This is a genomic window from Pseudomonas sp. PA27(2017) (assembly GCF_001945445.1).
Lineage (GTDB): Bacteria > Pseudomonadota > Gammaproteobacteria > Pseudomonadales > Pseudomonadaceae > Aquipseudomonas.
Genome location: NZ_MSXW01000016.1, coordinates 158,422 through 183,043 on the forward strand (window position 1 = coordinate 158,422; position 24,622 = coordinate 183,043).

General features: G+C 63.5%; 24 protein-coding genes. 10 read left to right on the top strand and 14 right to left on the bottom strand.

What is annotated here, in order from left to right:
- Positions 1-19 precede the first annotated feature (19 nt).
- From pstA to BVH06_RS08815, 4 genes are all read right to left on the bottom strand, one after another.
- Positions 20-913, bottom strand: coding sequence for a phosphate ABC transporter permease PstA (pstA, locus tag BVH06_RS08800; protein WP_075930773.1), 894 nt, complete (start codon positions 911-913; stop codon positions 20-22).
- Positions 910-1,878 carry a phosphate ABC transporter permease subunit PstC gene (pstC, locus tag BVH06_RS08805; RefSeq protein WP_075930774.1) on the bottom strand — a complete coding sequence of 323 codons (969 nt, stop codon included), beginning with the start codon at positions 1,876-1,878 and terminating at the stop codon, positions 910-912. The genes pstA and pstC overlap by 4 nt, the downstream gene beginning before the upstream one ends.
- A 74-nt stretch (positions 1,879-1,952) precedes the next feature.
- Complete coding sequence (pstS, locus tag BVH06_RS08810; protein WP_075930775.1) at positions 1,953-2,984, bottom strand: phosphate ABC transporter substrate-binding protein PstS; 1,032 nt, start codon at positions 2,982-2,984, stop codon at positions 1,953-1,955.
- Between the two features lie 323 nt (positions 2,985-3,307).
- Positions 3,308-3,658 carry a hypothetical protein gene (locus BVH06_RS08815; protein WP_070886468.1) on the bottom strand — a complete coding sequence of 117 codons (351 nt, stop codon included), beginning with the start codon at positions 3,656-3,658 and terminating at the stop codon, positions 3,308-3,310.
- A gap of 245 nt (positions 3,659-3,903) precedes the next feature.
- Here BVH06_RS08815 and BVH06_RS08820 point away from each other — a divergent pair, with 245 nt between their 5' ends.
- Entirely contained in the window at positions 3,904-4,461 is a 558-nt protein-coding gene (locus BVH06_RS08820) for a cysteine hydrolase family protein (protein ID WP_075933811.1), read from the top strand.
- A gap of 46 nt (positions 4,462-4,507) precedes the next feature.
- Here the strand turns inward: BVH06_RS08820 and BVH06_RS08825 are convergent, their stop codons facing one another.
- Positions 4,508-5,782, bottom strand: coding sequence for a glucarate dehydratase family protein (locus tag BVH06_RS08825; RefSeq protein WP_075933874.1), 1,275 nt, complete (start codon positions 5,780-5,782; stop codon positions 4,508-4,510).
- Between the two features lie 57 nt (positions 5,783-5,839).
- Complete coding sequence (locus BVH06_RS08830; protein ID WP_075933875.1) at positions 5,840-7,195, bottom strand: MFS transporter; 1,356 nt, start codon at positions 7,193-7,195, stop codon at positions 5,840-5,842.
- 107 nt (positions 7,196-7,302) lie between these two features.
- Between BVH06_RS08830 and BVH06_RS08835 the strand changes: the two genes are divergently transcribed.
- A complete protein-coding gene (locus BVH06_RS08835; RefSeq protein ID WP_075933813.1) occupies positions 7,303-8,202 on the top strand; it encodes a LysR family transcriptional regulator in 900 nt (299 codons plus the stop codon).
- 62 nt (positions 8,203-8,264) lie between these two features.
- Here BVH06_RS08835 and accC read toward each other — a convergent pair whose 3' ends face one another.
- The 6 genes from accC to BVH06_RS08865 form a co-directional block, all read right to left on the bottom strand.
- Positions 8,265-9,620 (bottom strand): acetyl-CoA carboxylase biotin carboxylase subunit, encoded by a 1,356-nt coding sequence (accC, locus tag BVH06_RS08840; protein WP_075932306.1) that lies wholly within the window; start codon positions 9,618-9,620, stop codon positions 8,265-8,267.
- Between the two features lie 17 nt (positions 9,621-9,637).
- On the bottom strand, positions 9,638-10,093 hold the full coding sequence (gene accB, locus BVH06_RS08845) for an acetyl-CoA carboxylase biotin carboxyl carrier protein (protein ID WP_075932305.1): 456 nt from the start codon (positions 10,091-10,093) through the stop codon (positions 9,638-9,640).
- Positions 10,094-10,325: 232 nt separating this feature from the next.
- The gene (gene aroQ, locus BVH06_RS08850; RefSeq protein WP_027904932.1) at positions 10,326-10,775 is read right to left on the bottom strand and encodes a type II 3-dehydroquinate dehydratase; all 450 of its coding nucleotides are present in this window, start codon (positions 10,773-10,775) and stop codon (positions 10,326-10,328) included.
- A gap of 120 nt (positions 10,776-10,895) precedes the next feature.
- Positions 10,896-12,671, bottom strand: a complete 1,776-nt coding sequence (locus BVH06_RS08855) for a protein-disulfide reductase DsbD (RefSeq protein WP_083651943.1) — start codon at positions 12,669-12,671, stop codon at positions 10,896-10,898.
- 269 nt (positions 12,672-12,940) lie between these two features.
- The gene (locus BVH06_RS08860; protein ID WP_075933814.1) at positions 12,941-14,902 is read right to left on the bottom strand and encodes a methyl-accepting chemotaxis protein; all 1,962 of its coding nucleotides are present in this window, start codon (positions 14,900-14,902) and stop codon (positions 12,941-12,943) included.
- A gap of 157 nt (positions 14,903-15,059) precedes the next feature.
- The gene (locus tag BVH06_RS08865) at positions 15,060-16,673 is read right to left on the bottom strand and encodes a PleD family two-component system response regulator (protein WP_075933815.1); all 1,614 of its coding nucleotides are present in this window, start codon (positions 16,671-16,673) and stop codon (positions 15,060-15,062) included.
- A gap of 322 nt (positions 16,674-16,995) precedes the next feature.
- Here BVH06_RS08865 and BVH06_RS08870 point away from each other — a divergent pair, with 322 nt between their 5' ends.
- The 8 genes from BVH06_RS08870 (at position 16,996) to BVH06_RS08905 (ending at position 23,197) form a co-directional block, all read left to right on the top strand.
- Positions 16,996-18,063 (top strand): DUF2333 family protein, encoded by a 1,068-nt coding sequence (locus BVH06_RS08870; RefSeq protein WP_075932302.1) that lies wholly within the window; start codon positions 16,996-16,998, stop codon positions 18,061-18,063.
- A 3-nt stretch (positions 18,064-18,066) separates the two neighbouring features.
- Positions 18,067-18,600, top strand: a complete 534-nt coding sequence (locus BVH06_RS08875; protein ID WP_075932301.1) for an NUDIX hydrolase — start codon at positions 18,067-18,069, stop codon at positions 18,598-18,600.
- 109 nt (positions 18,601-18,709) lie between these two features.
- Positions 18,710-19,081 (top strand): translation initiation factor Sui1, encoded by a 372-nt coding sequence (locus BVH06_RS08880; RefSeq protein WP_075932300.1) that lies wholly within the window; start codon positions 18,710-18,712, stop codon positions 19,079-19,081.
- 133 nt (positions 19,082-19,214) lie between these two features.
- Positions 19,215-21,128, top strand: coding sequence for an arginine decarboxylase (gene speA, locus BVH06_RS08885; RefSeq protein ID WP_075933817.1), 1,914 nt, complete (start codon positions 19,215-19,217; stop codon positions 21,126-21,128).
- A 51-nt stretch (positions 21,129-21,179) separates the two neighbouring features.
- Positions 21,180-21,599, top strand: a complete 420-nt coding sequence (locus BVH06_RS08890) for a DUF4174 domain-containing protein (RefSeq protein ID WP_075933818.1) — start codon at positions 21,180-21,182, stop codon at positions 21,597-21,599.
- A 100-nt stretch (positions 21,600-21,699) separates the two neighbouring features.
- Entirely contained in the window at positions 21,700-22,149 is a 450-nt protein-coding gene (locus tag BVH06_RS08895) for a GNAT family N-acetyltransferase (protein WP_075933819.1), read from the top strand.
- Positions 22,146-22,769: an FMN-dependent NADH-azoreductase gene (locus BVH06_RS08900; protein ID WP_075933820.1), complete on the top strand. Its 624-nt coding sequence runs from the start codon at positions 22,146-22,148 to the stop codon at positions 22,767-22,769. The genes BVH06_RS08895 and BVH06_RS08900 overlap by 4 nt, the downstream gene beginning before the upstream one ends.
- The gene (locus BVH06_RS08905) at positions 22,766-23,197 is read left to right on the top strand and encodes a carboxymuconolactone decarboxylase family protein (protein ID WP_075933821.1); all 432 of its coding nucleotides are present in this window, start codon (positions 22,766-22,768) and stop codon (positions 23,195-23,197) included. Before BVH06_RS08900 ends, BVH06_RS08905 begins: the two co-directional genes overlap by 4 nt.
- Before the next feature lie 90 nt (positions 23,198-23,287).
- Here BVH06_RS08905 and BVH06_RS08910 read toward each other — a convergent pair whose 3' ends face one another.
- Positions 23,288-23,998 carry an NUDIX domain-containing protein gene (locus BVH06_RS08910; protein ID WP_075933822.1) on the bottom strand — a complete coding sequence of 237 codons (711 nt, stop codon included), beginning with the start codon at positions 23,996-23,998 and terminating at the stop codon, positions 23,288-23,290.
- Positions 23,995-24,576, bottom strand: coding sequence for an adenylyltransferase/cytidyltransferase family protein (locus BVH06_RS08915; RefSeq protein WP_075933823.1), 582 nt, complete (start codon positions 24,574-24,576; stop codon positions 23,995-23,997). The genes BVH06_RS08910 and BVH06_RS08915 overlap by 4 nt, the downstream gene beginning before the upstream one ends.
- Between the last annotated feature and the right edge of the window lie 46 nt (positions 24,577-24,622).

Consider the following 24,622-nt stretch of genomic DNA (forward strand, 5'->3'; position numbering starts at 1 on the left):
TATCAGAGTGCTCCGATTCTCAATACTTGGGCTTGCCGAAAATACGGCTGATGACATTCACCATGAGCACGATCAGCACCAGGACCAGCGAGGCGGCCCAGGCCAGCTCGAGCTGGTTGTCGAACGGCATGCCGGAGAAGTTGTAGATCAGTACGGCAAGCGATGCCGTGGGATTCATCACGGCCAGCTCGCCGTTGTGATAGATCCAGTAGTTGCTGAACAGCGCGGTAAACAGCAGCGGCGCGGTTTCGCCAGCGGCGCGGGCCACAGCCAGCATGACGCCGGTGAGAATCGCCGGCAGGCCGGTCGGCAGGATGATCTTCCAGACCACCTGGGAGCGGGTGCAGCCCATACCGTAGGCGGCGTCCTTCATGACCTTGGGCACCATCTTCATCGCCTCTTCGGCGGTCAGCACGACGATGGGCAGCATCAACACCGCCAGCGCCACACCGCCGGCCGGTGCCGAGTAGGTGCCGGTGGTGACCACCACCAGTGCGTAGGCGAACACCCCGGCGAGAATCGACGGCAGCCCGGTAAGCATCTTGGCAGCGAAGCGCGCGGCATTGGCGAGCTTGCTGTCCGGCCCCAACTCGGCCAGGAAAATCGCCGCCAGAATGCCGACCGGCACGGCGATGGCCGCTGCGATGCCAACCATCACGAAGGTACCGGCCATGGCGTTACCAAAACCGCCACCGGTCTCGAAACCAGTGGGCGGCAGCTCGGTGAACACTTCCAGGCTCAGGCGCGCGCCGCCGCGGGTGATCAGCATGTAGAGCACGGAGAGCAGCGGCACGCTGGCCAGCAATGCCACGAGCCAGGCCATGCCGGTCAACACCAGGCTGCGCAGCGCGCGGCCCTCGAAGCGGCGCTGCAGGCTCGGCATTGCGGCGGGAGGAGCAGTCAGGTTAGTCATTGTTTATTGCCCCGCTGGGCGTAGACCATCAGCATCGAGCCGATGATGTTGACGATCAGGGTGATCAGCATCAGCACCAGTGCGGCGTACATCAACACCTCGACCTCGCGCGGCCCGGCTTCCGGGAAGTTCAGGGCCAGCAGCGCCGCCAGGGTGTTGGCCGGGGCGAACAGCGACAGGGAAATGTTGTTGGCGTTACCGACCAGCATGGCCAGGGCCATGGTCTCTCCCAGCGCGCGGCCTAAGCCCAGCACCAGCGAACCGAAGATGCCCGTCGCGGCGGACGGCACCATCACCTTGAGAATCGCCTCCCAATGGGTGGTGCCCATGCCGTAGGCGGCTTGCTTGGTCTTCATCGGAACGCTGGACAGCGCATCCTGAGAAACCGCTGCGATGGTCGGCAGGATCATGATCGCCAGCACCAGCGCGGCAGGCAGCAGGCCAGGGCCGCTCAGCGATGAGCCGAAAAAGGGGATCCAGCTGAGTTCGGCATGCAGCCAGGTGGTCAGCGGCCGGATGGCCGGGATCACTACGTAGATACCCCACAGGCCGTACACGACGCTGGGGATGGCCGCCAGCAGCTCGACGATGGTACGAAAGACCGCCGCGAGTTTGGCAGGCAGAAAATCCTGGGTCAGGAAGATGGCCATACTGATGCCGAAGAACCCAGCGATCAACAAGGCGATAAAGGCGCTGTACAGCGTGCCCCAAATGGCGGGCAGGATGCCGTACTTGTTCTGATTGACATCCCAGACGGTGCCAAACAGCACATCGAAACCGTACTCCTGCATGCCGGGCAATGCCTTGCTTCCGACTTCGAAAACCAGGGCGAAGACCACGGCCAGAATCAGAACCACGCCCACTCGGGCGAGTGCGCGGAAGGTGCGGTCGACCAGAAAATCCTTCTTGGAAGGCGGCCGACAAGCAGAATCAGGATTGTCTGGAACAAGGAAAGGGCTGGTCATTGGCTAATTCCGACGCATATGCAGAACTCCGTCGGGCGGAGCTAACAGCCACCCCCGACGGAGCCGTGCGGGCATTACTGGATGTTGGCAGACGCTTTGCGAACCTGATCGATGACCGATTGCGGCAGCGGGATGTAACCCATCGAATCGGCGATCTTCTGACCCTCGGTCAGGCTGTACTCGACCATGTCACGCAGGGCCTTGGCCTTGGCCGGGTTGCCGTTGTCCTTGCGGAAGATCATCCAGGTGTAGGTGGTGATCGGGTAGGACTTGGCACCATCCGGATCCGGCAGCCAGGCCACCAGGTTTTCCGGCATTTTCACCGCGGCGAGTGCTTCGGCACCGCTTTCAGCGTTCGGCACTACATATTCACCAGCCTTGTTTTCCAGCACGGCGAAGTCGACCTTGGCCAGCTTGGCGAAGCCGTACTCGATGTAGCCGATGGAGCCGGGAGTCTGGCGAACGGTAGCGGTCACGCCATCGTTTTTCGGCGACTTGATGAACTTGTCGCTGCCTGGCCAGTTGACGGTGTTGCCTTCGCCCAGCTCCTTGTTGAACTCGGCATTGATGGCCGACAGGTGCTTGGTGAATACGGCAGTGGTGCCGCTGGAGTCAGCGCGCACGACGACGGTGATTGGCAGGTCGGGCAGTTCCAGATCGGGGTTGGCGGCAACGATCTTCGGATCGTTCCACTTGGTGATCTTGCCCAGGAAGATGTTGGAGTAGACGTCGCGAGGCAACTTAACGCCCTTCGGGTTGCCTGGCAGGTTGTAGGCCAGAACGATTTCGCCCGCGGTCATCGGCAGCAGTTGAACGCCTTCGGCCACCTTGGCGATATCTTCCTCTTTCATCGCCGAGTCACTGGCCGCGAAGTCGACGGTCTTGTTCAGAAAATCCTGTACACCGGCACCGCTACCCTTGGATTGGTAGTCAACGGTGACGCCGGGGGTGTTCTTGCTGAAATCCTTGAACCAAGTCAGGTAGATCGGTGCAGGAAAGCTGGCACCGGAGCCGGTCAGTCGCAGATTTTCCGCGGCAAAGGACACCGAAGTGGCACAAAGAGAAACCGTGAAGGCGATGGCGGCAGACTTGATTAGCTTTTTCATTAGGGAACTCCTTGTGAGAGGGAGCCCGCACTTTGCATCAATCCTATGAACTTTTTGTGACAGGTACTGGCTGATCGCCCACACCGTGATTTTCAGGACGCTGAAAAACCCGTCGGAAAGCTGCAAGGCCCCGTTCACATGGGCTTTGCGAAGCCGTTACGGCATGTCATGGCTGCGTAACAATTTATGGCGTTGCGCTGCGCATCCACTCGATCATCGAGCTGGCGCCGCGGGTCATGAGGTTGGCTCACGGAAAGTCATCTCGCGAGCACGAAAAAGCCCCGCCTGGTTGGGCGGGGCTTCTTTGAGCCTGCTGGACGGAATCAGGCGGTAGCGCGGTAGGAACCGTCGCGACCACGGCGGGCCCACATCATCTTGGCAGCAGTCGGGTTGATCGGCGCGCCCGTGAAGGTTGGCAGGCTGCGATCGATCCATTGGGCGCCCTGCCCCTTCCAGTTGATTTCGCCGCTGATCAGCTTGCTGTCACGCATGATCTCATGCAGCAGCGCCTGAACGCGGGTCTCGCAGAAAACGGTCTGGCGGTCGATCGCCTTCACGAAAGCAACTTCACCATCCTTGCGCAACGTCATCAGCAACATCCCGTCGGGGCGCTTCTTGAAATCGATGGCGTAGTCCGGGAGGTTTTCGATCAGGTGCTGGATGGCGTATTGCATGGCTCGTACCCTCTGAGTGGTGTTCCTTCGTCGAGAGGGATATTGCAGGCTGCATGCCAGCTATAGGAAAAAACTAAGTCACTGATTTAAAAGGACTATTTAAAGATAAAAAATAATTGAACTATGCATCCTGCACGGTAACCAGATTCTGGTCGTGCAAGATGCAATACTGGGAGGGAGGGGGATTATTCTATAGAGGGGTAATTTCCGCAGAAGTGCCCTTCCACCCGACACAAGGCAGTCTCATGGCCCTCCCTACCCTGATCATCATCGACATGCAGCGCGGCATGCTCGAACCGGCAGCAGGCGTGCGCAACAACCCCGACGCCCCGAACCGCATCGCCGAACTGCTACAGGCCTGGCGATCGGCGCGCGCACCGGTGGTGCATGTGCGTCACATTTCCCGCTCGCCGGGCTCGCCGTTCGCACCGGGTCAGCCCGGTGCGCAATTCCAGCCAGCGCTGCAGCCGCTGCCCCAGGAACATGTGGTCGAGAAGAACGTGCCGGATGCATTCATCAACTCGGCACTGGAACGCTGGCTGCGGGTTCGCGGCCTGGATTCACTGGTGATCGTCGGCGTCAGCACCAACAACTCCGTGGAAGCGACAGCGCGCACGGCCGGCAATCTGGGCTTCACCACCTATGTGATCGCCGATGGCTGCTTCACCTTCGCCAAGGCCGATTACCACGGGGTGCTGCGCAGCGCCGAGGACGTGCACGCCATGGCGCTGGCCAATCTGCAGGATGAGTACGCACAGGTCATTGAAAGCCAAGCAGCGCTAGCACTACTCAAGCAGATATAGGAAAGGATTGAGGTGGCCATGGGCGGCCACCTCGGCAGGTGGCGGATCAGAACCGCGGCTTGAGCGCCTTCCAGCTCGGGTCGTACTTCTGCATCTGGGTCACGTCGTTACGCGAGCGGATGCCGCAGGTCAGGTACTGGTCGTTGAGCTTGGCCAACTGGTCGTAGTCCAGCTCGACGCCCAGGCCCGGCGCGTGGGTCAGTGTTACGCAGCCGTCGACGATGGGCAGCTTGCCGCCCTTGATCACTTCCTCGTCCGGCTCCTGCCACGGATAGTGGGTATCGCAGGCGTAGGACAGGTTCGGCACCGCCGCCGCCACATGGGTCATGGCCATCAGGCTGATGCCCAAGTGCGAGTTGGAATGCATCGACACGCCCAGACCAAAGGTGTCGCACATGCGCGCGAGGATCTGCGTATCGCGCAAGCCGCCCCAGTAATGATGGTCGGCCAGCACGATCTGCACGCTGTTCAGCGCCACGCTGCGGCGGAACTCGTCGAAGTCGGTGACCACCATATTGGTCGCCAGCGGGATACCGGTGCGCTTGTGCACCTCGGCCATGCCTTCCAGCCCCGGGCACGGGTCTTCGTAGTATTCCAGATCATCGCCCATCAGCTCGGCCATGCGCAGCGATGTTTCCACCGACCAGTTACCATTCGGGTCGATACGCAGCGGCGCTTCCGGGAAGGCCTGGCGCAGCGCCTTGATGCACGCCACTTCATGCTCAGGGCCGAGCAAGGTACCGGCCTTGAGCTTGATGCTCTTGAAGCCGTTCTCTTCGATCATGGTGCGCGCCTGGGCGACGATCTGCTCGGGGCTGATGCCCTCGCCCCAGCGATCGGGCTTGTAGGGTGAGCCCACGTGCTCGGCGTACTTGAGAAACAGGTAGGCGCTGAATGGCACGCGATCGCGCACCGCACCACCGAGCAGATCCACCAGCGGCATGCCCAGGGAACGCGCCTGCAGATCGAGAAAGGCCACCTCGAAAGCCGAATAGGCATTGGCCACCTGTTTGCTCGGGTGCGAGCCCGGCGCCAGTTCGGCGCCCGCGGTGCCCGGTTTGAGCGCGGCCACGGTCTTCACCACCCTGGCGCGCAAGCCGTTCAGGTCAAAGGGGTCGAGACCGACCAGCGAATCCTGCATGGCCTGCAGCACGCTGAGCACCGGCGCATCGCCGTAGCTTTCGCCCAGGCCAATGAAACCGTTGTCGCTTTCCACTTCGATGATCGAACGCAGTGCGTAGGGCTCATGGATACCGCTGGCGTTGAGCAGCGGTGCGTCACGGAACGCAATCGGCGTCACGCGTACCTGTTTGATCCTCATCATTCAAATTCCTTGTGCTGGAAGTAGCGGCGCGGGCCTGGCCAGCGCCGGTGCATGTCAGGCAGGCGTTACGGCAGGCTTGGGGCTCACGCCATTGCCGTTGCCCTTGGCGCCCTTGCTGGTCTTGGTCATGAACACCAGGATGCCGGCAACCAGCGAGACCACGGCCAGACCGATCAGCCCGCCCTCGATGGAGCCGGTGTGCTGCTCGAGATAACCGAAGGTGGCCGGCGCCACGAAGCCGCCCAGGCTGCCTACCGAGTTGATCAGGGCGATCACCGCCGCGGCGATGCGCGCATCCAGATAGGCCTGGGGAATCGGCCAGAACAGCGAGGACGCCGCCTTGAAGCCAATGGCCGCGAAGCAGATGGCGACGAAGGAGAACACCGGCCCGCCGGTGGTCGACATGAACAGTCCGAACGCCGCGATGATGAACGCCGCCGAGGCCCAGGCCTGTTGCCACTTGTAGCGCGAGGCCAGGGCCGCGAAGGCATACATGGCAGCGACCGAGATGATCCAGGGAATGGAGTTGAACAGGCCGACCTCGAAGTCGCCCAGCCCGCCCATGGAGCGGATGATGCTCGGCAGCCAGAAGGTACAACCATAGATGGTCAGTGAAATGGAGAAGTACAGGAAGCAGAACAGCATGATCTGCGGGTCACGCAGCAGCTTGAACACCGAGTGTTTGACCGCACCGGTCTCCCCCGCCGCCAGCTGTCGCTGACGCTGCTCTTCGTCGATGCAGTCGGTCAGTGCCTGGCTTTCCTCACGGGTCAGCCACTTGGCGTCCTTGGGCAGCGAGTCCAGCCAGAACCACACGAAGCCGCACAGCAGCACCGAGAACATGCCCTCGATGAAGAACATCCACTGCCAGCCCTTCATGCCCAGACCGTCGATCTGCAGCAACGCGCCCGAGAGCGGGCCGGAGATGATCGAAGCGATCGCCGAGCCACTCAGGAAGATGGCCATGGCCTTGCCGCGTTCGCCGGCCGGTAGCCACTTGGTGAAGTAGTACACCACGCCCGGGAAGAACCCGGCCTCGGCGACGCCGAGCAAGAAGCGCAGGATGTAGAACCAGGTTTCGTTGGGCACGAAGGCCATGGCGGTGGCGACGATGCCCCAGGTGAACATGATCCGGGTCAGCCACACCTTGGCGCCGTAGCGCTGCAGCAGCATGTTCGAGGGAACTTCGAACAGCGCGTAGCCGATGAAGAACAGGCCGGCGCCTAAGCCATAAGCAGCGGCGCCGATACCCAGGTCGGTTTCCAGGTGGCTGCGCACGAAGCCGATGTTCACCCGGTCGATGTAGTTGACGATGAACATGACCACGAACAGCGGCAAGACGTGGCGTTTCACTTTCGAGACCGCGCGGGCGACAACCTGCGGGTCGGCTGAACCTTGGACGTTATTCAATTGGGGCGACTCCCGATCATTGTTTTTGTGGGATGCGCCGATCATGTACGCGGGCATTGATCCCGTCTAATCTATATTGGCATTCGATTGATACCTGGATTAGATCAATGTTCGAGCTCGCTCAACTGCGCTGCTTCACCACCGTCGCCACCGAACTCAACTTTCGCCGCGCCGCCGAACGGCTGAACATGACCCAGCCACCACTGAGCCGGCAGATCCAGCTGCTCGAACACAGCCTGGGCGTCGAACTGTTCACCCGCAGTACGCGCAGCGTCGCGCTCACCGCCGCCGGCCGGGCGTTCTTCATCGAAGCGCAGAACCTGCTGGAGCGCGCCCACCAGGCCGCCGCCTCGGCGCGGCGCTTCGCCGCCGGTGATATCGGCTCGGTGAGCATCAGCTTCGTGGGCAGTGCAGTGTATGAATTCCTGCCCCGGGTGATCGCCGAGGCGCGCCTCAATCAGCCCCAGGTGAAGATTTCCCTGAGCGAGATGAACACCCACCAGCAACACGAAGCGCTGCGCACCCGGCGCATCGACCTGGGCATCGTGCGCCAGCCGCTGCTGCAGGCCGGCTACGAAAACGAATGTTTGGTGCGCGAACCCTTCGTGCTGGCCATCCCCCGCCAGCACCCGCTGGCCGCGGTCGGTCAGGTGGGCGTCCGGGATCTGGATGGCGCGCCCTTCCTGATGTACGCCCACGCCGCCTACCCGCCGTTCAACGAGCTGTTGACCGGCATGTTTCGATCGGCCGGCGTGGCCCCGGAATACGTGCAATGGCTGGGCTCGTCGCTGACCATTCTGGCGCTGGTCAACGCCGGTATGGGCCTGGCCCTGGTACCTCGCTGCGCCACCAACGTGGTGTTCAAGAACGTGTGCTTTCGCGAGATCGACCTCGGCGAAGGCATCCAGAGCGAGCTGCACCTGACCTGGCGCAGCAACAACGACAACCCGGCGTGCATGATGCTGTTGGAAGCCATCCGCGCAGCAGTTGCCGCGGAAATGCTCTGAAGACGGACGACGCCCTAGCCTGCGGTTGAGCCCAGCGCTACTCAGGCTACGGGCAGATCGTTTCAGTGCTTGTCCATGCCCAGTTTCTTTTCCAGGTAATGGATGTTGATCCCACCCTGGCAGAACCCCTTGTCGCGAACCAGGTCGCGGTGCAGCGGCACGTTGGTCTTGATACCGTCGACGACGATCTCGTCCAGGGCGTTGCGCATGCGGGCCAAGGCCTCGTCGCGGGTCACGCCGTAGGTGATCAGCTTGCCGATCAGCGAGTCGTAGTTCGGCGGTACCGAGTAACCGCTGTACAGGTGCGAGTCGACACGCACACCGAAACCGCCCGGGGCATGGAAGTGCTTCACCTTGCCGGGGCAAGGCATGAAGTTATCCGGGTCTTCGGCGTTGATGCGGCACTCCAGAGCGTGGCCCAGGAGCTTGATGTCTTCCTGCTTGTAGGACAGCTTGTTGCCCGCGGCGATGCTGAGCATCTCCTTGACGATGTCGATGCCGGTGACCATTTCAGTAACCGGGTGCTCGACCTGAACGCGGGTGTTCATCTCGATGAAGTAGAAACGACCGTCTTCATAGAGGAACTCGAAGGTACCGGCACCGCGGTAGCCGATCTCGATGCAGGCATCGACGCAGCGCTTGAGCACTTCGGCGCGGGCCTTCTCGTCGATCAGCGGCGCCGGGGCTTCTTCCAGCACTTTCTGGTGACGGCGCTGCAGCGAGCAGTCGCGGTCGTACAGGTGGATGGCGTTGCCCTGGCCGTCGGACAGCACCTGGACTTCCACGTGACGCGGGTTGCCGAGGAACTTCTCCAGGTAGACCATCGGGTTGCCGAACGCGGCACCGGCTTCGGTGCGCGTCAGCTTGGCCGACTTGATCAGGTCTTCTTCCTTCCACACCACGCGCATGCCACGACCACCACCGCCGCCGGCGGCCTTGATGATCACCGGGTAGCCGACTTCACGGGCGATGCGCAGGGCTTGAGCTTCGTCTTCCGGCAGCGGGCCGTCGGAGCCTGGAACCACCGGTACGCCGGCCTTGATCATGGCGTCCTTGGCGGACACCTTGTCACCCATCAGGCGGATGGTGTCGGCTTTCGGGCCGATGAAGGCGAACCCGGAGTTTTCCACCTGCTCGGCGAAGTCGGCATTTTCCGCAAGGAAGCCGTAGCCGGGGTGGATGGCGGTGGCACCGGTAACTTCCGCGGCGCTGATGATGGCCGGGATGTTCAGGTACGACAGGTTGCCCGGCGCCGGGCCGATGCACACGGATTCGTCAGCCAGGGCCAGGTGCATCAGCTCGCGGTCGGCAGTGGAGTGCACGGCCACGGTCTTGATGCCCAGCTCCTTGCAGGCACGCAGGATGCGCAGGGCGATCTCGCCGCGGTTGGCGATCAGAACTTTTTCCAGCTTCTGCATTACGGGTTCCCCGTGCATCAGACGATGGTGAACAGCGGTTGATCGTATTCCACCGGCTGGCCGTTCTCGCCCAGGATGGATTCGATCGTGCCGCTGGTTTCGGCCTCGATGTGGTTCATCATCTTCATCGCTTCGACGATGCAGAGGATGTCGCCTTTCTTCACGGTCGAACCGACTTCAACGAAGTTGGCCGAAGTCGGCGAAGCGGCGCGGTAGAAGGTACCGACCATTGGCGAACGCACCACGGTGCCGTTCAGCTTGGCGGCGGCCGGAGCAGCTTCAGCGGCAGCGGCTACTGGAGCAGCGGCGGCAGCGACCGGAGCGGGCGCCGGTGCGTAGGTCGGTTGGGCGTAAGCCGGTTGCTTGCCATGACGGCTGATGCGTACGGACTCTTCGCCCTCTTTGATTTCCAGCTCGTCGATGCCGGACTCTTCCAGCAGCTCGATCAGTTTTTTGACTTTGCGAATATCCATAGGTGTTCAACTCCCAGTCTGGTCAGGGTCGTTCAAGTTGTGTAAATGAACCGCCGCTTGAGCAGATTATGCGAAAGCTACTGCGCTCGGTCATGCTGCGTTAAAAACCGGCTCGGATGCGAGTCCAATCGAAAAGCTCATTTACAACTCGTAAACTGCGCTTTTTCGCCGTTTTTTGCCTCGCCTGACCTTCGCTCGCTACGCTTTCACATGATCTGTCATGGCGTCGGTTTCAGGTGTTTTTGCTCGCCAGGTTTTCCAGGGCCGCGTCGAGGGCCAGCCGATAACCGCTGGCGCCGAGACCGCAGATCACGCCTACCGCCACGTCGGAGAAGTAGGAGTGGTGCCGGAAAGGCTCGCGCTTGTGCACGTTGGACAGGTGCACTTCGATGAATGGGATGCTCACCGCCAGCAATGCGTCACGTAATGCGACGCTGGTGTGGGTGAAGGCTGCCGGGTTGATGATGATGAAGTCGACGCCTTCGCCGCGGGCGGCGTGGATGCGTTCGATCAGTTCGTACTCGGCGTTGCTCTGCAGGTGCAGCAGATGATGGCCGGCTTCACGGGCGCGTTGTTCCAGGTCGAGGTTGATCTGTTCCAGCGTGGTGGCGCCATAGGTGCCTGGCTCTCGGGTGCCGAGCAGGTTCAAATTGGGGCCGTGCAAAACCAGCAGGGTCGACATGATCCGGGCTTCCTTCTTTTTAGCTGCGCGGACTCTGCCAGAAGTGCCGTAGGGCTGTCCAGTTTTTGGGAGTAGTCAGCACGATCCGTGCAGGGTTGGCCGAATATGTGACCGAATTGCCTAGAATCGTTCTCGCGCGCTTTGCAGACGCTCGGAAAAGCCCTGCGCATCGATTTCCCCGACTACCCGCAATTCCTGCATTTCCTGCCCGTTGGCGGCGAACAACTGGATCGCCGGTGGCCCGAACAGGCCATAGCGATCCAGCAACGCGCGCTGGGCGGCGGTGCTGTCGGTCATGTCGAAACGCAGCAGGCGATAGTCGGTCAATTGCGGGCCAATCTGCGCAGAATGGAACACTTCGCGCTCGATCTTCTTGCAACTGATGCACCAGTCGGCGTACCAGTCGAGCAATAGCGGCTGGCCGCTGCTCTTGGCCTCGGTTAACGCGGCGTCCAGCTCGGCAGGCGTGCTGACCGTCTGCCAGCTACCGGCGGTTTTCGATTGAGTGCTGGCGATATCGCCCGCGAGGGGCTGCAACGGATCGTCGTTGCCCTTCAGAGCGCCCGTCCAGGCCGCCAGTGCGTAGACCAGCAGTGCCAGCCCGAGCAGTTGGGCGAGCTTGCCGCGTTCATCTTTGGCGGTGAATTCCAGGGCGCCGAGGAACAGCGCGACGCCGGCGGCCAGCAGCCCCCACAGCGCCAGGGAAATCTGCCCCGGCAGCACCCGTTCGAGTAGCCATACCGAGACGCCCAGCAGCATCACGCCAAAGGCGTTGCGCACGGCGACCATCCAGGTGCCGGATTTGGGCAGCAGGGCGCCTCCACCTGCGGCGAAGATCACCAGCGGCGTGCCCATGCCCAGGCCCAGAGCGAACAATTGCAGGGCGCCGCCTGCGGCATCGCCGGTGCTGCTGATATAGAGGAGCAGCGCAGTGAACGGCGCGGTGATGCACGGTGAAACGATCAGGCTGGACAGCACGCCCAGCGTCGCCGCGCCGGCGATGGTGCCGCCTTGGGTCTGCGCGGCCTTGCGGTCCAGGCGTTCACGAACGAACGCCGGCAGGCGCAGTTCGAAGACGCCGAACATGGCCACCGCGAACAGCGCGAAGAACAGTGCGAAGGGCACCAGAATCCACGGCGACTGCAGCATGGCCTGCAGGTTGAGCTTGGCGCCGAACAACCCCATCAGCGCGCCGAGCGCGGCGTAGCAGGCGGCCATTGGCAGCACGTAGGCCAGCGATAACACCAGGCCGCGGCTCTTGCTCGGCCGGCCGCGTAGCACCACGCCGGAGAGAATCGGCAGCATGGGCAGCACGCAAGGCGTGAAGGTCAGCGTCAGGCCGGCAGCGAACATCAGCGCCAGGTCGGTCCAGCTCCAGGTGGTTTTGCCGGTTGCGGGCGTACCTGCGCCATCGACCTGGGCGGCAGCAGCGCCGCCATTGATGGCCAGCGTCTCGGTTTCCGGTGGATAGCACAGGCCCTTGTCCGCACAGCCCTGATAGGTGACGGCGAGGTTGAGCGGCTTGTCGTCCGGGTTGTTCAGTGGGATGTCGACATCCAGCACTTCATAGAACACCTGCACATCGCCGAAGTACTGATCGTTCTTGTGCAGACCTTCCGGCACCTCGACGGGCGCACCGGCCAGCGCTGCCGGTTCGATCTTGAATTTGAACTGGTGGCGATACAGGTAATAGCCCTCGGCCGCAACGAAACGCACTTTCGCAGACGTCGGCGAGCTGCTGACCAGGCTGAGTTTGAAGGCCTCGCGTACCGGCAGGAAGTCGTCGCTGTTGTTCAGTGCCTGGCCCAGCGGCGCGGCATTCGGGCGGCTGTCGAACACCCCAGCGCCGGCAGGCAGGACGACGAACAACAGCAGCAGGCAGATAAGACGTGGCATGGGCATCTCGTGGGGCATTGATCGCGCCATGATAGCGGAGCCAGCGATCCCTGCCATGGGGCGTGCTGCAACTGACGGTTGCGCCTGGCTTGAGGACGCCTGCCCTTGGGAGGAATTGTGCGGCATAAGGCCGCGCAGGTGGCGGGTTCGTGGCGGGAACGGACGGCCGACCGACACTCGTGGGAACGGGCCATGCCCGTGATTTTTCGCGCGCATGGCGCGCTCCCACAGTGGATCGGCAGAACGGCTGCTTCTGCCTTTTTCTTCGCTTACACGCGAAACGCCTGCACCGCCTGATCCAGCTGACCGCTCAGCGTCTGCAACTCTACGCTCTGCGCGCGGCCCTGGCCGATGCGTTGCAGGTTGTCGCCACCCAGCTGGTGAATGCGCTCGCTGTGGTCACGAATCTCGCTGACGGCGCTGCCCTGGTAGGCCGTTGCCTCGGCGATGCGCGCAGCCTTGCTGGCGATGGTGCCGATGGCGCCGACGATCTCGTCCAGCGCGCCATCGGCGGTGCGGGCCTGTTCGGCGGTCGCCTCGGCATGTTCGACCTGGCTTCTCATGGCCTGCACCGAGTCATTGGCGGCTTGCTGCAGGCGACCGATCACCTCCTGAATCTGCGCGGTGGCCGAGCTGGTGCGCAGCGACAGCGAGCGCACCTCGTCGGCGACCACGGCGAAACCGCGCCCGGCTTCACCGGCGCGCGCCGCCTCGATGGCTGCGTTGAGGGCCAACAGGTTGGTCTGTTCGGCGATGCTGCGGATCACCGTCAGCACGCTGCCGATGGTGGCGGTTTCCGTGGCCAGGTGCTCGATGGCCTGGGCATTGCCCTGCACCTCCTCGACCAGCGCATGCAGGCCGAAGAGGCTATTGCCGATTACCTTCTGGCCCTGGGCGAGGGCGCGGTCGGCATCGCGGCCGGCGGTGGCTGTCTGGCTGGCGTCGTCGGCCACTTGCAGGATGGTTGCCTCCAGCTCGCCCAATGCGTCGCGAATCTGCGCGGTATCGCTGGCCTGGCGCTCGGCGCCCTCGTGCAGGCCGCTGCTCAGGTCGGCCAGGGTTCGGCTGGAGGCCGACACGTTGGCCGCGTGCTGGTGAATGGTGCCGACCAGTTCGACCAGATAACGGCGCAGGCGATTGAGCGACTCTTCGATATCACGCAGTTCTCGGGTGTTGGTGGCCAGGTGGACCTCGCTGGCGAAATCCCCCTCCGCCCAGGCCGAGAGCGCCGGCACCAGGCGTTCGAGCAGGCGGCTGAGGCGGCGCTGCAGGGTATCGATGATCAGCGCGATGAGCAGGATCATCGCCACCATGATGCCGAGCATCAGCCGCACTTCGCCCTGGATGCGAGCATGCTCGGCGCGCACCTGAGGCTCCAGGGCGGTGAATGATTGCTGCACCGCATCCAGCCGGGCGCGGGTGGTGGCTGACAATTGCGCGCGCTGTTCGATCAGTGCCTGGGTGCGCGCCAGTTCACCCGGGTAGCGTGCCAGCAGGCTGTCGAGCTCACGTTTGAGGGCGATACCGCGATCTTGCGCTTGGTTCTCCTGGCTGTCGCTCGCCAGCCCCATCAACGAGGCGAAGGCATCGCTGGAGGCCGCTTGCTCCGTCACGCCGAGCAGCGACAGCCCGTTGATCCTGCCGGCCTGGGCCAGCAGCGCCTGCACTTCGCGTTCCACGTCGGCGGCCAGTTCGGCGCGCCCACTGCTGACCAGCTTGGTACGCGCCAGGGCCAGGCGGCTCAGGTGCTGTGAGGCCTCGAACAGCGGCGCGCGATAGGCGTTGGCGGTTTCGCCCTGGCCCTCGTCGGCGTAGCGCGCGAGCCCTGCCAAGGTATCGGCCATTTCCCGTTCGGCCTGGATCAGCAGCCCCTGTGGGTCGCCGGACAGCTTTCCGGCGGCGAGCAGTTGCTCGGCAGCGAACGCCTTCAGCTCGCCCAGGCTGCTGCCCAGGTCACCGGCAAGGCTGGTCGGCAGTTCATCGACATTGGCCTGTAGCGCGTCGAGGTTCTGCAGGGCGGCGCTGTGACGCAGGGCGTCGCCGCTGTCCAGATAGCCGAGAATGTTGCCGGCGGCCTCGCGCTGGAATTGTTGCGAGAGTTCCAGGTACTGCTCCATCAGCACGTAAGGGCGCTCCAATGCCCGCTGCGACCACCACAATGTGCAGGCCAGGGCAATGCCGATGCCGACCAGCAAGAGGGTGTTGAGGTTGGTGAGGGATTTGAGGCGCATGGGGCTGATTTGACGTCCGATCGATGCTGGCACTGCGCTATGCAGTGCGGCGATGCTCGGTACGTTATGGCGCCTTTATGACAGCGTGGTTACGCTTCAAGGTGCGTCGTGTTAATGACGCCATGCAACCGACATGCGGTTGCGCGTCAAGAGTAGCTCAGCCATAGGTTTCGATGCGGTTGCGACCGCCGTTCTTAGCGCGGTACAGCGCCTCGTCGGCGCGTTGCGACAGGTGCTTGCTGTCCAGGTCATCGCCCAGTTCGGCGATACCGCAGCTGAAGGTGCAGCTCAGGTCATGGGGGTGGGCCGGGTAGTGGATCTCGGCAAAACGTGCGCGCACTTCGTCCAGCACCTTGGCGGCAGTCCTTGCATCGGTGTTGGGCATCACCACCGCGAACTCCTCGCCGCCGTAGCGGCCGATGCAGTCGCTCTTGCGCAAACGCTGTTTGAGAAACAGCGCCAGGCTCTTGATCACCCGGTCGCCCATGGGGTGGCCGTAGTTGTCGTTGACCTTCTTGAAGTAATCGATATCGATCATCGCGAAGCTCAGCGGTTGCTCATCGCGCTGGGCGCGAAAGCGAGCGTCTTCGAGCAGTTGCAGGGTGTGAGTATGGTTGAACAGCCCAGTGAGGCTGTCGCGTACCATTCGCGCCTTGAGGCTGCGGGCCCGGTCGGCGCGGTTGCGCACCGTGGCGATCAGGTGGCGCGGCTTGATCGGCTTGGTGAGGAAGTCGTCACCACCCTCGCTCATCGCGTCGAGCTGCTTGTCGAGGTCGTCTTCGGCGGACAGGTAGATGATCGGCACGCTGACGTAGCGATCGTTGTGGCGGATCACCTGGGCCAGTTCGGTGCCGTTGCAGGCCGGCATGTACATGTCGAGGATGATCAGGTCCGGCTGGAACTCGGCCAGCTCGTCCATCGCCTGGATCGGCTCGGTGAGCGTGCGCGTGACGATGCCGGCGCTGTTGAGCACCCGCTCGGTATGGGTGGCCTGGGCGCGGGAGTCGTCGACGATCAGCACGCGGTAGGGCTCGTACTGTGCGACGTGGGTCAACACCTCGATCCGCTCCAGCAGGCTCGAGGCATCCATCGAGCCGGTGAAGAATTCGCGCCCGCCAGCGCGAACCGCGGCCAGGCGTGTCGGCGTGTCGGTGTCTTCGTGGCTGTAGAACAGCACCGGAATCTTTTCCTGCAGGCCTTCCTGAACGGCCTGGGCCAGTTGCAGGCCATTACCGGCGCCGGCGAAGTCGATTTCCATGACGATGGCCGCCGGGTGGCGCTCGAGCATCGCTGCGCGAAAGGCGTTGGCGGTGTCCAGCGGCTTGGCGTTCATGCCGAAGAATTCCAGTTGCTGCGCCAGGCGCTCGGCGCGCTCCAGATGCTGCAGGGCCAGATAAACGGGTTTGCGCAGGGGCGGCAGCGTGGTGTGCTCGAAACGGTCGCCGTGACGCAGGCCGGTGCGCGACAGGCGCTGCATCAGTTGGTTGAGCTCGCTGATCACCTCGCTGTTGAGGCGGCCCCGGTTGGCGTCCACCACGCCCAGGCAGGCGACGATGCGCTTGCCCAGTTCGCGGTGCTCGACCTGGTCGAAACGCTCGGCATAGCGCTGCAGCAGTTGCGCCGCTTCCTGCAGTTCCTGCATGCCGGCGTCGTTCCATTCGCCACGCTGCAGGCGCTGCCAGACTTCCAGAACCTGACGGGCCTGGTGGATCACCCGCTGGGCGAAGTGCTGTTTGAGTCGGTCGCGGCTGGGATCTTCTTGCTCGGTCATGGCCTGTCAATCTGCATGTGGTGGCGTGGGCCTAGCGGTGATGGCCTCATGCTATCACTGGCCGGTTATTTTGCCATTCTCTTGACGCCATTGTTGTGAATCGTCCCGCAGCCTTGGCCATGGCATTTGCAGACTCTCGTCAAAGCGGCTGGTTCCGTACCGTTACGTCGTGAACAGCTTACTGCGCTGCGCAGCAGGGCAGCCTTCCCTTATAGTGGCAGCGTAGCCTCGATGCAGGCCATGGGGCGCTCAAGTATTAGCGCAACCCTCCCATGGGCCTGTGGTCGAAGCCCTGTACGTCGTTGATCAAAGGATAATCGCCATGCTCGATTGGAAGAACCGCACCACCGGCACCGCCCATGCCGATGACGGTGCCAGCTCTGGATCTCGCCGTCGCCTGGGCGGCGGGTTCGGCCGTGTCGTCATCGGTTTGCTGGGTATCTATCTGCTGGTGGCGCTGGTCGTCGGCTGGTACTGGAGCCAGGAGCCGGACCTGTTCCCGGTGCAACAGCGCGTGCAGGCCGCGGCTGAAAGCAGCCAGCGCCAGGTGGTCAACGGCTACACCACGGTGGAAACCCTCAAACAGGTCGCCCAGACCCTGCTCGACAAGCCGGGCGGCTACCTGTCCAACGACTTGGCGCCGCCGGGCCTGTGGCTCGATAACATGCCGAGCTGGGAATACGGCGTGTTGGTGCAGGTGCGCGATTTCTCCCGCGCGCTGCGCAAGGACTTCGCCCGTTCGCAATCGCAATCCACCGAGGACGGCGACCTGGCCCGTGCCGAGCCACGCTTCAACTTCGACCATCGCAGTTGGGCTCTGCCGGCTGCCGAGTCCGAGTACCGCGAAGGCATCAACTCTCTGGACCGCTACCTCGCTCGCCTGTCCGAGCCGGGCCAGGGCGGTGCGCGCTTCTACACCCGTGCCGACAACCTCAACAACTGGTTCGGCGACGTCGCTACCCGCCTGGGCTCGCTGTCCCAGCGCCTGTCGGCCAGCGTCGGCCAGGTGCGCCTGAACACCGAGGTGACCGAGACCACCGAACTGGCCGAAGGCCAGGTGCCAGAGGTGACCGAGCGCACCTACGAAACCCCATGGCTGCAGATCGACAACGTGTTCTACGAAGCACGCGGTCAGGCCTGGGCGCTGTCGCACCTGCTGCGCGCCATCGAAGTCGATTTCGCCGACGTGCTGGCCAAGAAGAATGCCACCGTCAGCGTACGGCAGATCATTCGTGAGCTGGAGGCCGCCCAGGCCACGCTGTGGAGTCCTATGGTGCTCAATGGCAGCGGCTACGGCATCCTCGCCAACCACTCGCTGGTCATGGCGAACTACATCTCGCGGGCCAACGCTGCGGTGATCGACCTGCGTCAGCTGCTGTCCCAGGGCTGATCGATGGCTGCTGCCAACGCCGAGGTGGCGCACCGCGCTGCCTCGGATGCCGAGCTGATCGCCTGGGTCGACGAACATGACGACGTGCTCGGCGCGCTGCCCCGGGCGGAACTGCGTCAGCGCGGCCTGATCGGCCGCGGCACCTTCATCCTGCTCTTCAATGCTGCCGGTGAGCTGTGCGTGCACCGGCGCACCCTGAGCAAGGCGGTCTATCCCGGGTTCTGGGATATTGCCGCCGGCGGTATGGTGGCGGCGGGCGAAGGCTACGCGCAGTCGGCCGAGCGCGAGCTGGCCGAAGAGTTGGGCATCCGCGATGCGGTGCTGCGCGACCATGGCCGCTTCTTCTTCGATCAGCCGGAGAACCGTATCTGGTGCGCGGTGTTCTCGGCCGTCTCCGACGCGCCGCTGGTGCTGCAGCCCGAAGAGGTTCTGGAGGCGCGCTTCATGACCCTCGAAGCGGCGCAGCGCGATACCGAGCTCAAGCCCTATTGCCCCGACTCGCTGCAGGCGCTGCAGCACTATCTCGCCAATCGCTGATCACCCCGTGGAGTCGCCAATCCATCAGGGGTTGGCGCATTTCGCTTCTTAGCATTGCCGGCCTTTGTCGTTACACTGCGCCGCTCCCATCCACTGAGGAAAAAACGCGGTGGCCAAGAAAGCCTCTTCATTCGCCGGCCTCGGTGGCCTGGTGTTTTCCACGGACGCAGGCCGGCATTGCCCGGATTGCTCGCAGCCGGTGGACGCCTGTACCTGTTCGCGTACGGCGATTCCCGAGGGCGACGGCATTGCCCGGGTGCGCCGCGAGACCAAAGGCCGCGGCGGCAAAACGGTGACTACCGTCACGGGCGTGCCCCTGGCAGAAGAGCCGCTCAAGGAGCTGGCCTCTGCGCTGAAGAAACGCTGTGGTTGCGGTGGTGCGCTGAAAGATGGCGTTATCGAAATCCAGGGCGACCATGTCGAACTACTGCTCGCCGAGCTGATCAAGCGCGGTTTCAAAGCCAAGAAATCCGGCGGCTGAACGCCGCTACCCGTGACTATCTAAACTTACTCACTGCTCGGCCAGTCCACTGCCGAGCAATCGTCATTTCCAGGCTCTATGCTCGCCCGACCGTATCGACAGCATCAGCCTATCTGCTACAGGGGAACCCTCGATGGCCGCACGACGCACACGCAAGGACGATGGAAGCCAATGGACGGTGGCCGACAGCCGCAGTGTCTATGGCATCCGCCATTGGGGCGCGGGTTACTTCTCGATCAACGACGCCGGCCGCGTCGAAGTGCGCCCCAACGGCCCGGGCAGCACGCCCATCGATCTCCATGAGCAGGTCGAGGAGCTGCGCCAGAGCGGCCTGTCGCTGCCGTTGCTGGTGCGTTTCCCCGACATCCTGCAGGACCGCGTACGCAAGCTCACTGGCGCTTTCGACGCCAGCATCGCGCGCCTGGAGTACGGCAATCGCTACACCGCGCTGTACCCGATCAAGGTCAACCAGCAGGAAGCGGTGGTGGAGAACATCATCGCCACCGAGAACGTTTCAATCGGCCTGGAAGCCGGCTCCAAGCCTGAGCTGCTGGCCGTCCTGGCGCTGGCGCCGAAGGGCGGCACCATCGTCTGCAACGGCTACAAGGATCGCGAGTTCATCCGCCTGGCGCTGATGGGCCAGAAGCTTGGCCACAACGTGTTCATCGTCATCGAGAAGGAGTCGGAAGTCGCCCTGGTGATCGACGAGGCCGCCGAGCTCAAGGTAGCCCCGCAGATCGGTCTGCGCGTGCGCCTGTCGTCCCTGGCATCGAGCAAGTGGGCGGATACCGGAGGCGAGAAGTCCAAGTTCGGCCTGTCCGCCGCGCAGTTGCTGTCGGTGGTCGAGCGTTTCCGCAAGGCCGGCCTGGATCAGGGCATCCGCCTGCTGCACTTCCATATGGGCTCGCAGATCGCCAACATCGCCGACTACCGCAAGGGCTTTCGCGAAGCCATCCGCTATTACGGCGAACTGCGCGCGCTGGGCCTGCCGGTCGACCATATCGATGTGGGCGGCGGCCTGGGCGTGGACTACGACGGCACCCACTCGCGCAACGCCAGCTCGATCAACTACGACATGGAAGACTACGCCGACGCGGTGGTCGACATGCTCAAGGAATTCTGCGACCGCCAGGAAATCCCCCACCCGCACATCTTCTCCGAGAGCGGCCGGGCGATGACCGCGCACCATGCCGTGCTGCTGGTGCAGGTGACTGACGTCGAGCGCCACAACGACGACGTGCCGGAAATCGACCGCAGCATCGAACAGCCCGAAGTGCTGCAGGTGCTGATCGACCTGCTCGACGACAGCGACCCGGAAATGGTCGCCGAAACCTACTGGCGCGCCACCCACTACGTCAGCGAGGCGGCCGGGCAATACTCCGCCGGCAAGCTCGACCTGCCGCAGAAGGCCCTGGCCGAGCAGTGCTATTTCTCGATCTGCCGCCGCCTGTACAACCAGCTCAAGGCACGCCAGCGTTCCCATCGTCAGGTGCTCGACGAGCTCAACGACAAGCTGGCCGACAAGTACATCTGCAACTTCTCGGTGTTCCAGAGCCTGCCGGACACCTGGGCCATTGGTCAGATCCTGCCGATCCTGCCGCTCAACCGCCTGGACGAGGAGCCGCTGCGCCGCGCGGTGCTGCAGGACCTGACCTGCGACTCGGACGGCAAGATCAACCAGTACGTCGACGAGCAGTCCATCGAAACCAGCCTGCCGGTGCACGAGCTGCGTGATGGCGAGGATTACGTGCTGGGCATCTTCCTGGTCGGCGCCTATCAGGAAATTCTCGGCGACATGCACAACCTGTTCGGTGACACCGACTCGGTGAACATCTACCAGAACGCCGACGGCAGCATCTACCACGCCGGTATCGAGACCCACGACACCATCGAGGACATGCTGCGTTACGTGCACCTGTCGCCCGAGGAACTGATGACCCATTACCGTGACAAGGTCGCCAGCGCGCGCATCAGCGCCCGTGAGCGTACCCAGTTCCTGGATGCCCTGCGCCTGGGGCTGACGCGCTCTTCGTACCTGTCGTACTGAAGGCATCCGCATCGCTGAACGGCGGGAGCGATCCCGCCGGGGAGAACGGCCATGAAGCGTTTCGCGACCCTGCTGCTCTCGGCGCTGCCGCTGCTGGCCCATGCCAGCGAGGATCCGCTTGAGGCTGAGCGCTGGAAGACCCGGCCGCTGATCGTACTGGCCGCCAGCGCCGATGATCCCCTGCTGATGCGGGTGCAGGCCGCGTTGCGTGAGCCGGCCAACCGCGAGGCGTTCGTCGAGCGCGACATGGTGCTCTATACCGTGATCGGCAAGCAGGGGCAGCGTAACGAGCAGCCGCTGGATGCCATCGCCACCAAGCGCCTGCTGCTGGCGCTGGACGCCGGCAATGCCCGGCCCCAGGTGATTCTGGTCGGCAAGGATGGTGGCAAGAAGATTCAGCAGGGCGCCGATGCCGATCTGCAGGCGATCTTCCGCACCATCGATCGCATGCCCATGCGGCAAGGCGAATGACTCGCTGAAAGATGGACCAATGACTTTAAGTCATCTTGGTTCTATTGAGTGGGCTATGTGCTGAGTAATCTGGCGTCCATCCGATATCGAGGACGCCACCATGTCTCATCCCATTACCCTGCGCGCCGTGCAGGATTCCGTCCAGTGTCTGGCCTGCTTTGCGCTGATGCGTGAGCTACGCCCCCATCTCATCGATGCTCAGGCCTTCGTCGCCCAGGTACAGCGCCAGGCCAGTCAGGGCTATCGGCTGCTGGCCGCCTGCCAAGGCGATCAGGTGGTCGGCCTGGCCGGCTACCGGCTGCAGGAAAATACCCTGTACGGACGCTTCGTCTATGTCGATGACCTGATCGTGCTGCCCACCGAGCAGCGCAGCGGCGTCGGTGGCCTGTTGATCGAGGCGGTGCGCCGCGAAGCGATCGACAGCCGCCACGCTCATCTGGTGCTCGACACCGCTCTGGGCAACGCGTTCGGCCAGCGCTTCTACTATCGCCAGGGCTTGCTGGCGCGGGGCCTGCACTTCGTCGAAGTGCTGCCGCAGGTGACGGCATGAAGCGCATCCTGCTGCTCGAATGCAGCCCCCATCAGCAGCACGCCCATGGCAGCCAACTTGCACGCCGGCTGATCGCCACGCGCTGGCCTGATGCCGAGTTAGTTGAACGCAATCTGGTTGGCGAACCGCTGCCACCGCTCGGCGCCGACTATGCGACCGCATTGACCGGCAACGCGGCCTTCGATGCGCCGGGCTTCGCCTGCTCGGAAACGCTGATCGCCGAACTGGAGGCCAGCGACTGCCTGATCATCGTCACGCCGATGCACAACTTCACGGTGCCGGCCGCGCTCAAGCTGTGGATCGATTACGTGCTGCGCATTCACCGCAGCTTCGCTGCCACGCCCCAGGGCAAGGTCGGCCTGCTGCAGGACCGGCCGACCCTGGTGCTGGTCAGTGCCGGCGGCTTCTATCAAGGGCCGCGGGCCCGGCAGCCGGATTTTCTCACGGCCTACCTGCGCCACGTACTGAGCACCCTGGGCATTACCGAGGTGGCTTTCGTTCACCTGCAAGGCCTGGCCCATGGCCGCGACGCGATACAGGCGGCCCTCGACGACGCGATACCGCAACTGCAACGCACCACCCGTTTCTATTTCGACTCTGCTACGGAGATTGCCCCATGAGTACCTTACGCCTGCCCTACAGCCAACTCTCGCCAGACATTTACAAGGGCCTGTTGGCCGCCAAGAAAGCTCTGGCCGGCAGCAGCCTGGGCCTGCCGCTGATCGAGTTGGTGTACCTGCGCATTTCGCAGATCAACGGCTGCGCCTTCTGCCTGGAGATGCACGCCAGGGCGCTGCGCGACGGCGGCACGCCCCAGGCCAAGCTCGACAGCCTGGCGGGCTGGCATATCAGTGGGCACTTCAGTGAGGCCGAGCGGGCTGCCCTGGCCTGGGCCGAATCGCTCACCGACATCGCCCGCACCCATGCGCCGGATGAAGTCTTCGAGCCGCTCAAGGCGCATTTCGATGACGTGCAGATCAGTGACCTGACCTATGCCATTTCGCTGATGAATGCCTTCAATCGCTTGGCCATCAGCATGCGGCAGTAAAGAAGATAGGCAGCCCGGGTCGGGCGACGCGACACCCGGGAAAGCCAACCTGGGTATCGCTGCGCTCGACCCAGGCTACGAGAGTGCTGGTCAGCTGCTTGCTCGATCCGCCAACAGGCTGCGGTCGAATACGAACACGCCCTCGGCCTGATCGGTCAGCTCCCACAATTGCTGGGGGCGGCCCATTTTCGGAAAGTTCTTCTCGCCGGTGTCGCGGATCCAGCCGGCGTCCTTCATCTTTTCCAGGCGCTTGCGCAGCGAGGTGTTATTGATCGTCGTGCCCAGGCAGGCCTGGGCGGCGTTCAGGGCATCGAGCACGGTGAAGCGTAGCGGCGCCAGGTACAGCGGCAGGCTGGTGTAGACGGATTTACCGGCCAGGCGCTCGACGCTCAGGCGCACCAGTTGGCGGTGATCGAAGGGCAGGGCGAGGCGCCCGTCCAGCACCTCGTCGAGTGGCACGAAGCGCAGGCCGTCGTCAGCGGTCTCGGTATCCGGTGCCAGCAGGGCCAGGTAATAGGTGCTCATCGACCAGCCACGGGGATCACGCTCGGCACTGCCCTCGGTGCCGACCTGTTCGAGGTGGCGCGGCAACACCTGGGCCTTGTCGCGCAGCACGCGGTGGGCGGCGGCTTCGAGGTTGGCGTCGCGGGTGCTGCCATTGACGATCACCCCCGGCAGCGCCCATTGGCCCAGAAACGGTTCGCGCTCGCGGCGGTGCAGCAGCACATGCAGCCCGCGGCTCTCGGCATCCAGGCGCAGAGCGACCAGATCCACGCTTGCCAATACCTCAACAGAACTCAAACGGACCTCCTGTAAATCGTCATCTCGCTGTGGATCTCCGGCAACTGCCAGGCCTCGGGGATCGCTTGCCCGGCGGCGATCATCGCCCGAATCGCGCTGCTGTGCACGGTCATCTCCTCACCGGCGACCAACAGGCCGAAGCGCTGGCGCAGCTCGGCGGCGCGGTAAAAGGTCGTTAGCCGCGTGCAGTTGTCTTCGCCAATCACCAGCGCCAGGCGCTCGGTGGGTAGCCCATGGCGTTCGGCCAGGCAACTGAGCAGGTCATAGCTGTAGATCACCCGGCCATCGGCGCCCAGCTCGCGTTCCAGGCTGCAGCAGCGTACCCGATCACCGAAACGCGCGGCCAGGCGCTCGACCCAGGCGCAGCGCAGGTCGAAGTCTGCCATGCGCTTGGCGTCGGCATGGCGATAGCTGGGCACCACCAGTACCTGCTCGCTGGTTTCCAATACCCGGCGGATCACGCTGGCATGGCCCGCGTGGGGCGGGTCGAAGGCGCCGCCGTAGACGGCCAACGCGAAGCGTTGCGGCGCTGGTTCATCGTGGCCTGCCGCGAAGCACTGCAGAGGCGAGGGCTGCATGGTGATTCTCCTTGCAGGTGGGTGTTGACATACATAATACACCTGG

Excerpts from the sequence above, each read along its gene's own strand:
- pstA (WP_075930773.1), bottom strand. The coding sequence starts at position 913 with ATGACTAACCTGACTGCTCCTCCCGCCGCAATGCCGAGCCTGCAGCGC.
- pstC (WP_075930774.1), bottom strand. The coding sequence starts at position 1,878 with ATGACCAGCCCTTTCCTTGTTCCAGACAATCCTGATTCTGCTTGTCGG.
- pstS (WP_075930775.1), bottom strand. The coding sequence starts at position 2,984 with ATGAAAAAGCTAATCAAGTCTGCCGCCATCGCCTTCACGGTTTCTCTT.
- BVH06_RS08815 (WP_070886468.1), bottom strand. The coding sequence starts at position 3,658 with ATGCAATACGCCATCCAGCACCTGATCGAAAACCTCCCGGACTACGCC.
- BVH06_RS08820 (WP_075933811.1), top strand. The coding sequence starts at position 3,904 with ATGGCCCTCCCTACCCTGATCATCATCGACATGCAGCGCGGCATGCTC.
- BVH06_RS08825 (WP_075933874.1), bottom strand. The coding sequence starts at position 5,782 with ATGAGGATCAAACAGGTACGCGTGACGCCGATTGCGTTCCGTGACGCA.
- BVH06_RS08835 (WP_075933813.1), top strand. The coding sequence starts at position 7,303 with ATGTTCGAGCTCGCTCAACTGCGCTGCTTCACCACCGTCGCCACCGAA.
- accC (WP_075932306.1), bottom strand. The coding sequence starts at position 9,620 with ATGCAGAAGCTGGAAAAAGTTCTGATCGCCAACCGCGGCGAGATCGCC.
- accB (WP_075932305.1), bottom strand. The coding sequence starts at position 10,093 with ATGGATATTCGCAAAGTCAAAAAACTGATCGAGCTGCTGGAAGAGTCC.
- aroQ (WP_027904932.1), bottom strand. The coding sequence starts at position 10,775 with ATGTCGACCCTGCTGGTTTTGCACGGCCCCAATTTGAACCTGCTCGGC.
- BVH06_RS08855 (WP_083651943.1), bottom strand. The coding sequence starts at position 12,671 with ATGCCACGTCTTATCTGCCTGCTGCTGTTGTTCGTCGTCCTGCCTGCC.
- BVH06_RS08860 (WP_075933814.1), bottom strand. The coding sequence starts at position 14,902 with ATGCGCCTCAAATCCCTCACCAACCTCAACACCCTCTTGCTGGTCGGC.
- BVH06_RS08865 (WP_075933815.1), bottom strand. The coding sequence starts at position 16,673 with ATGACCGAGCAAGAAGATCCCAGCCGCGACCGACTCAAACAGCACTTC.
- BVH06_RS08870 (WP_075932302.1), top strand. The coding sequence starts at position 16,996 with ATGCTCGATTGGAAGAACCGCACCACCGGCACCGCCCATGCCGATGAC.
- BVH06_RS08875 (WP_075932301.1), top strand. The coding sequence starts at position 18,067 with ATGGCTGCTGCCAACGCCGAGGTGGCGCACCGCGCTGCCTCGGATGCC.
- speA (WP_075933817.1), top strand. The coding sequence starts at position 19,215 with ATGGCCGCACGACGCACACGCAAGGACGATGGAAGCCAATGGACGGTG.
- BVH06_RS08890 (WP_075933818.1), top strand. The coding sequence starts at position 21,180 with ATGAAGCGTTTCGCGACCCTGCTGCTCTCGGCGCTGCCGCTGCTGGCC.
- BVH06_RS08895 (WP_075933819.1), top strand. The coding sequence starts at position 21,700 with ATGTCTCATCCCATTACCCTGCGCGCCGTGCAGGATTCCGTCCAGTGT.
- BVH06_RS08900 (WP_075933820.1), top strand. The coding sequence starts at position 22,146 with ATGAAGCGCATCCTGCTGCTCGAATGCAGCCCCCATCAGCAGCACGCC.
- BVH06_RS08905 (WP_075933821.1), top strand. The coding sequence starts at position 22,766 with ATGAGTACCTTACGCCTGCCCTACAGCCAACTCTCGCCAGACATTTAC.
- BVH06_RS08915 (WP_075933823.1), bottom strand. The coding sequence starts at position 24,576 with ATGCAGCCCTCGCCTCTGCAGTGCTTCGCGGCAGGCCACGATGAACCA.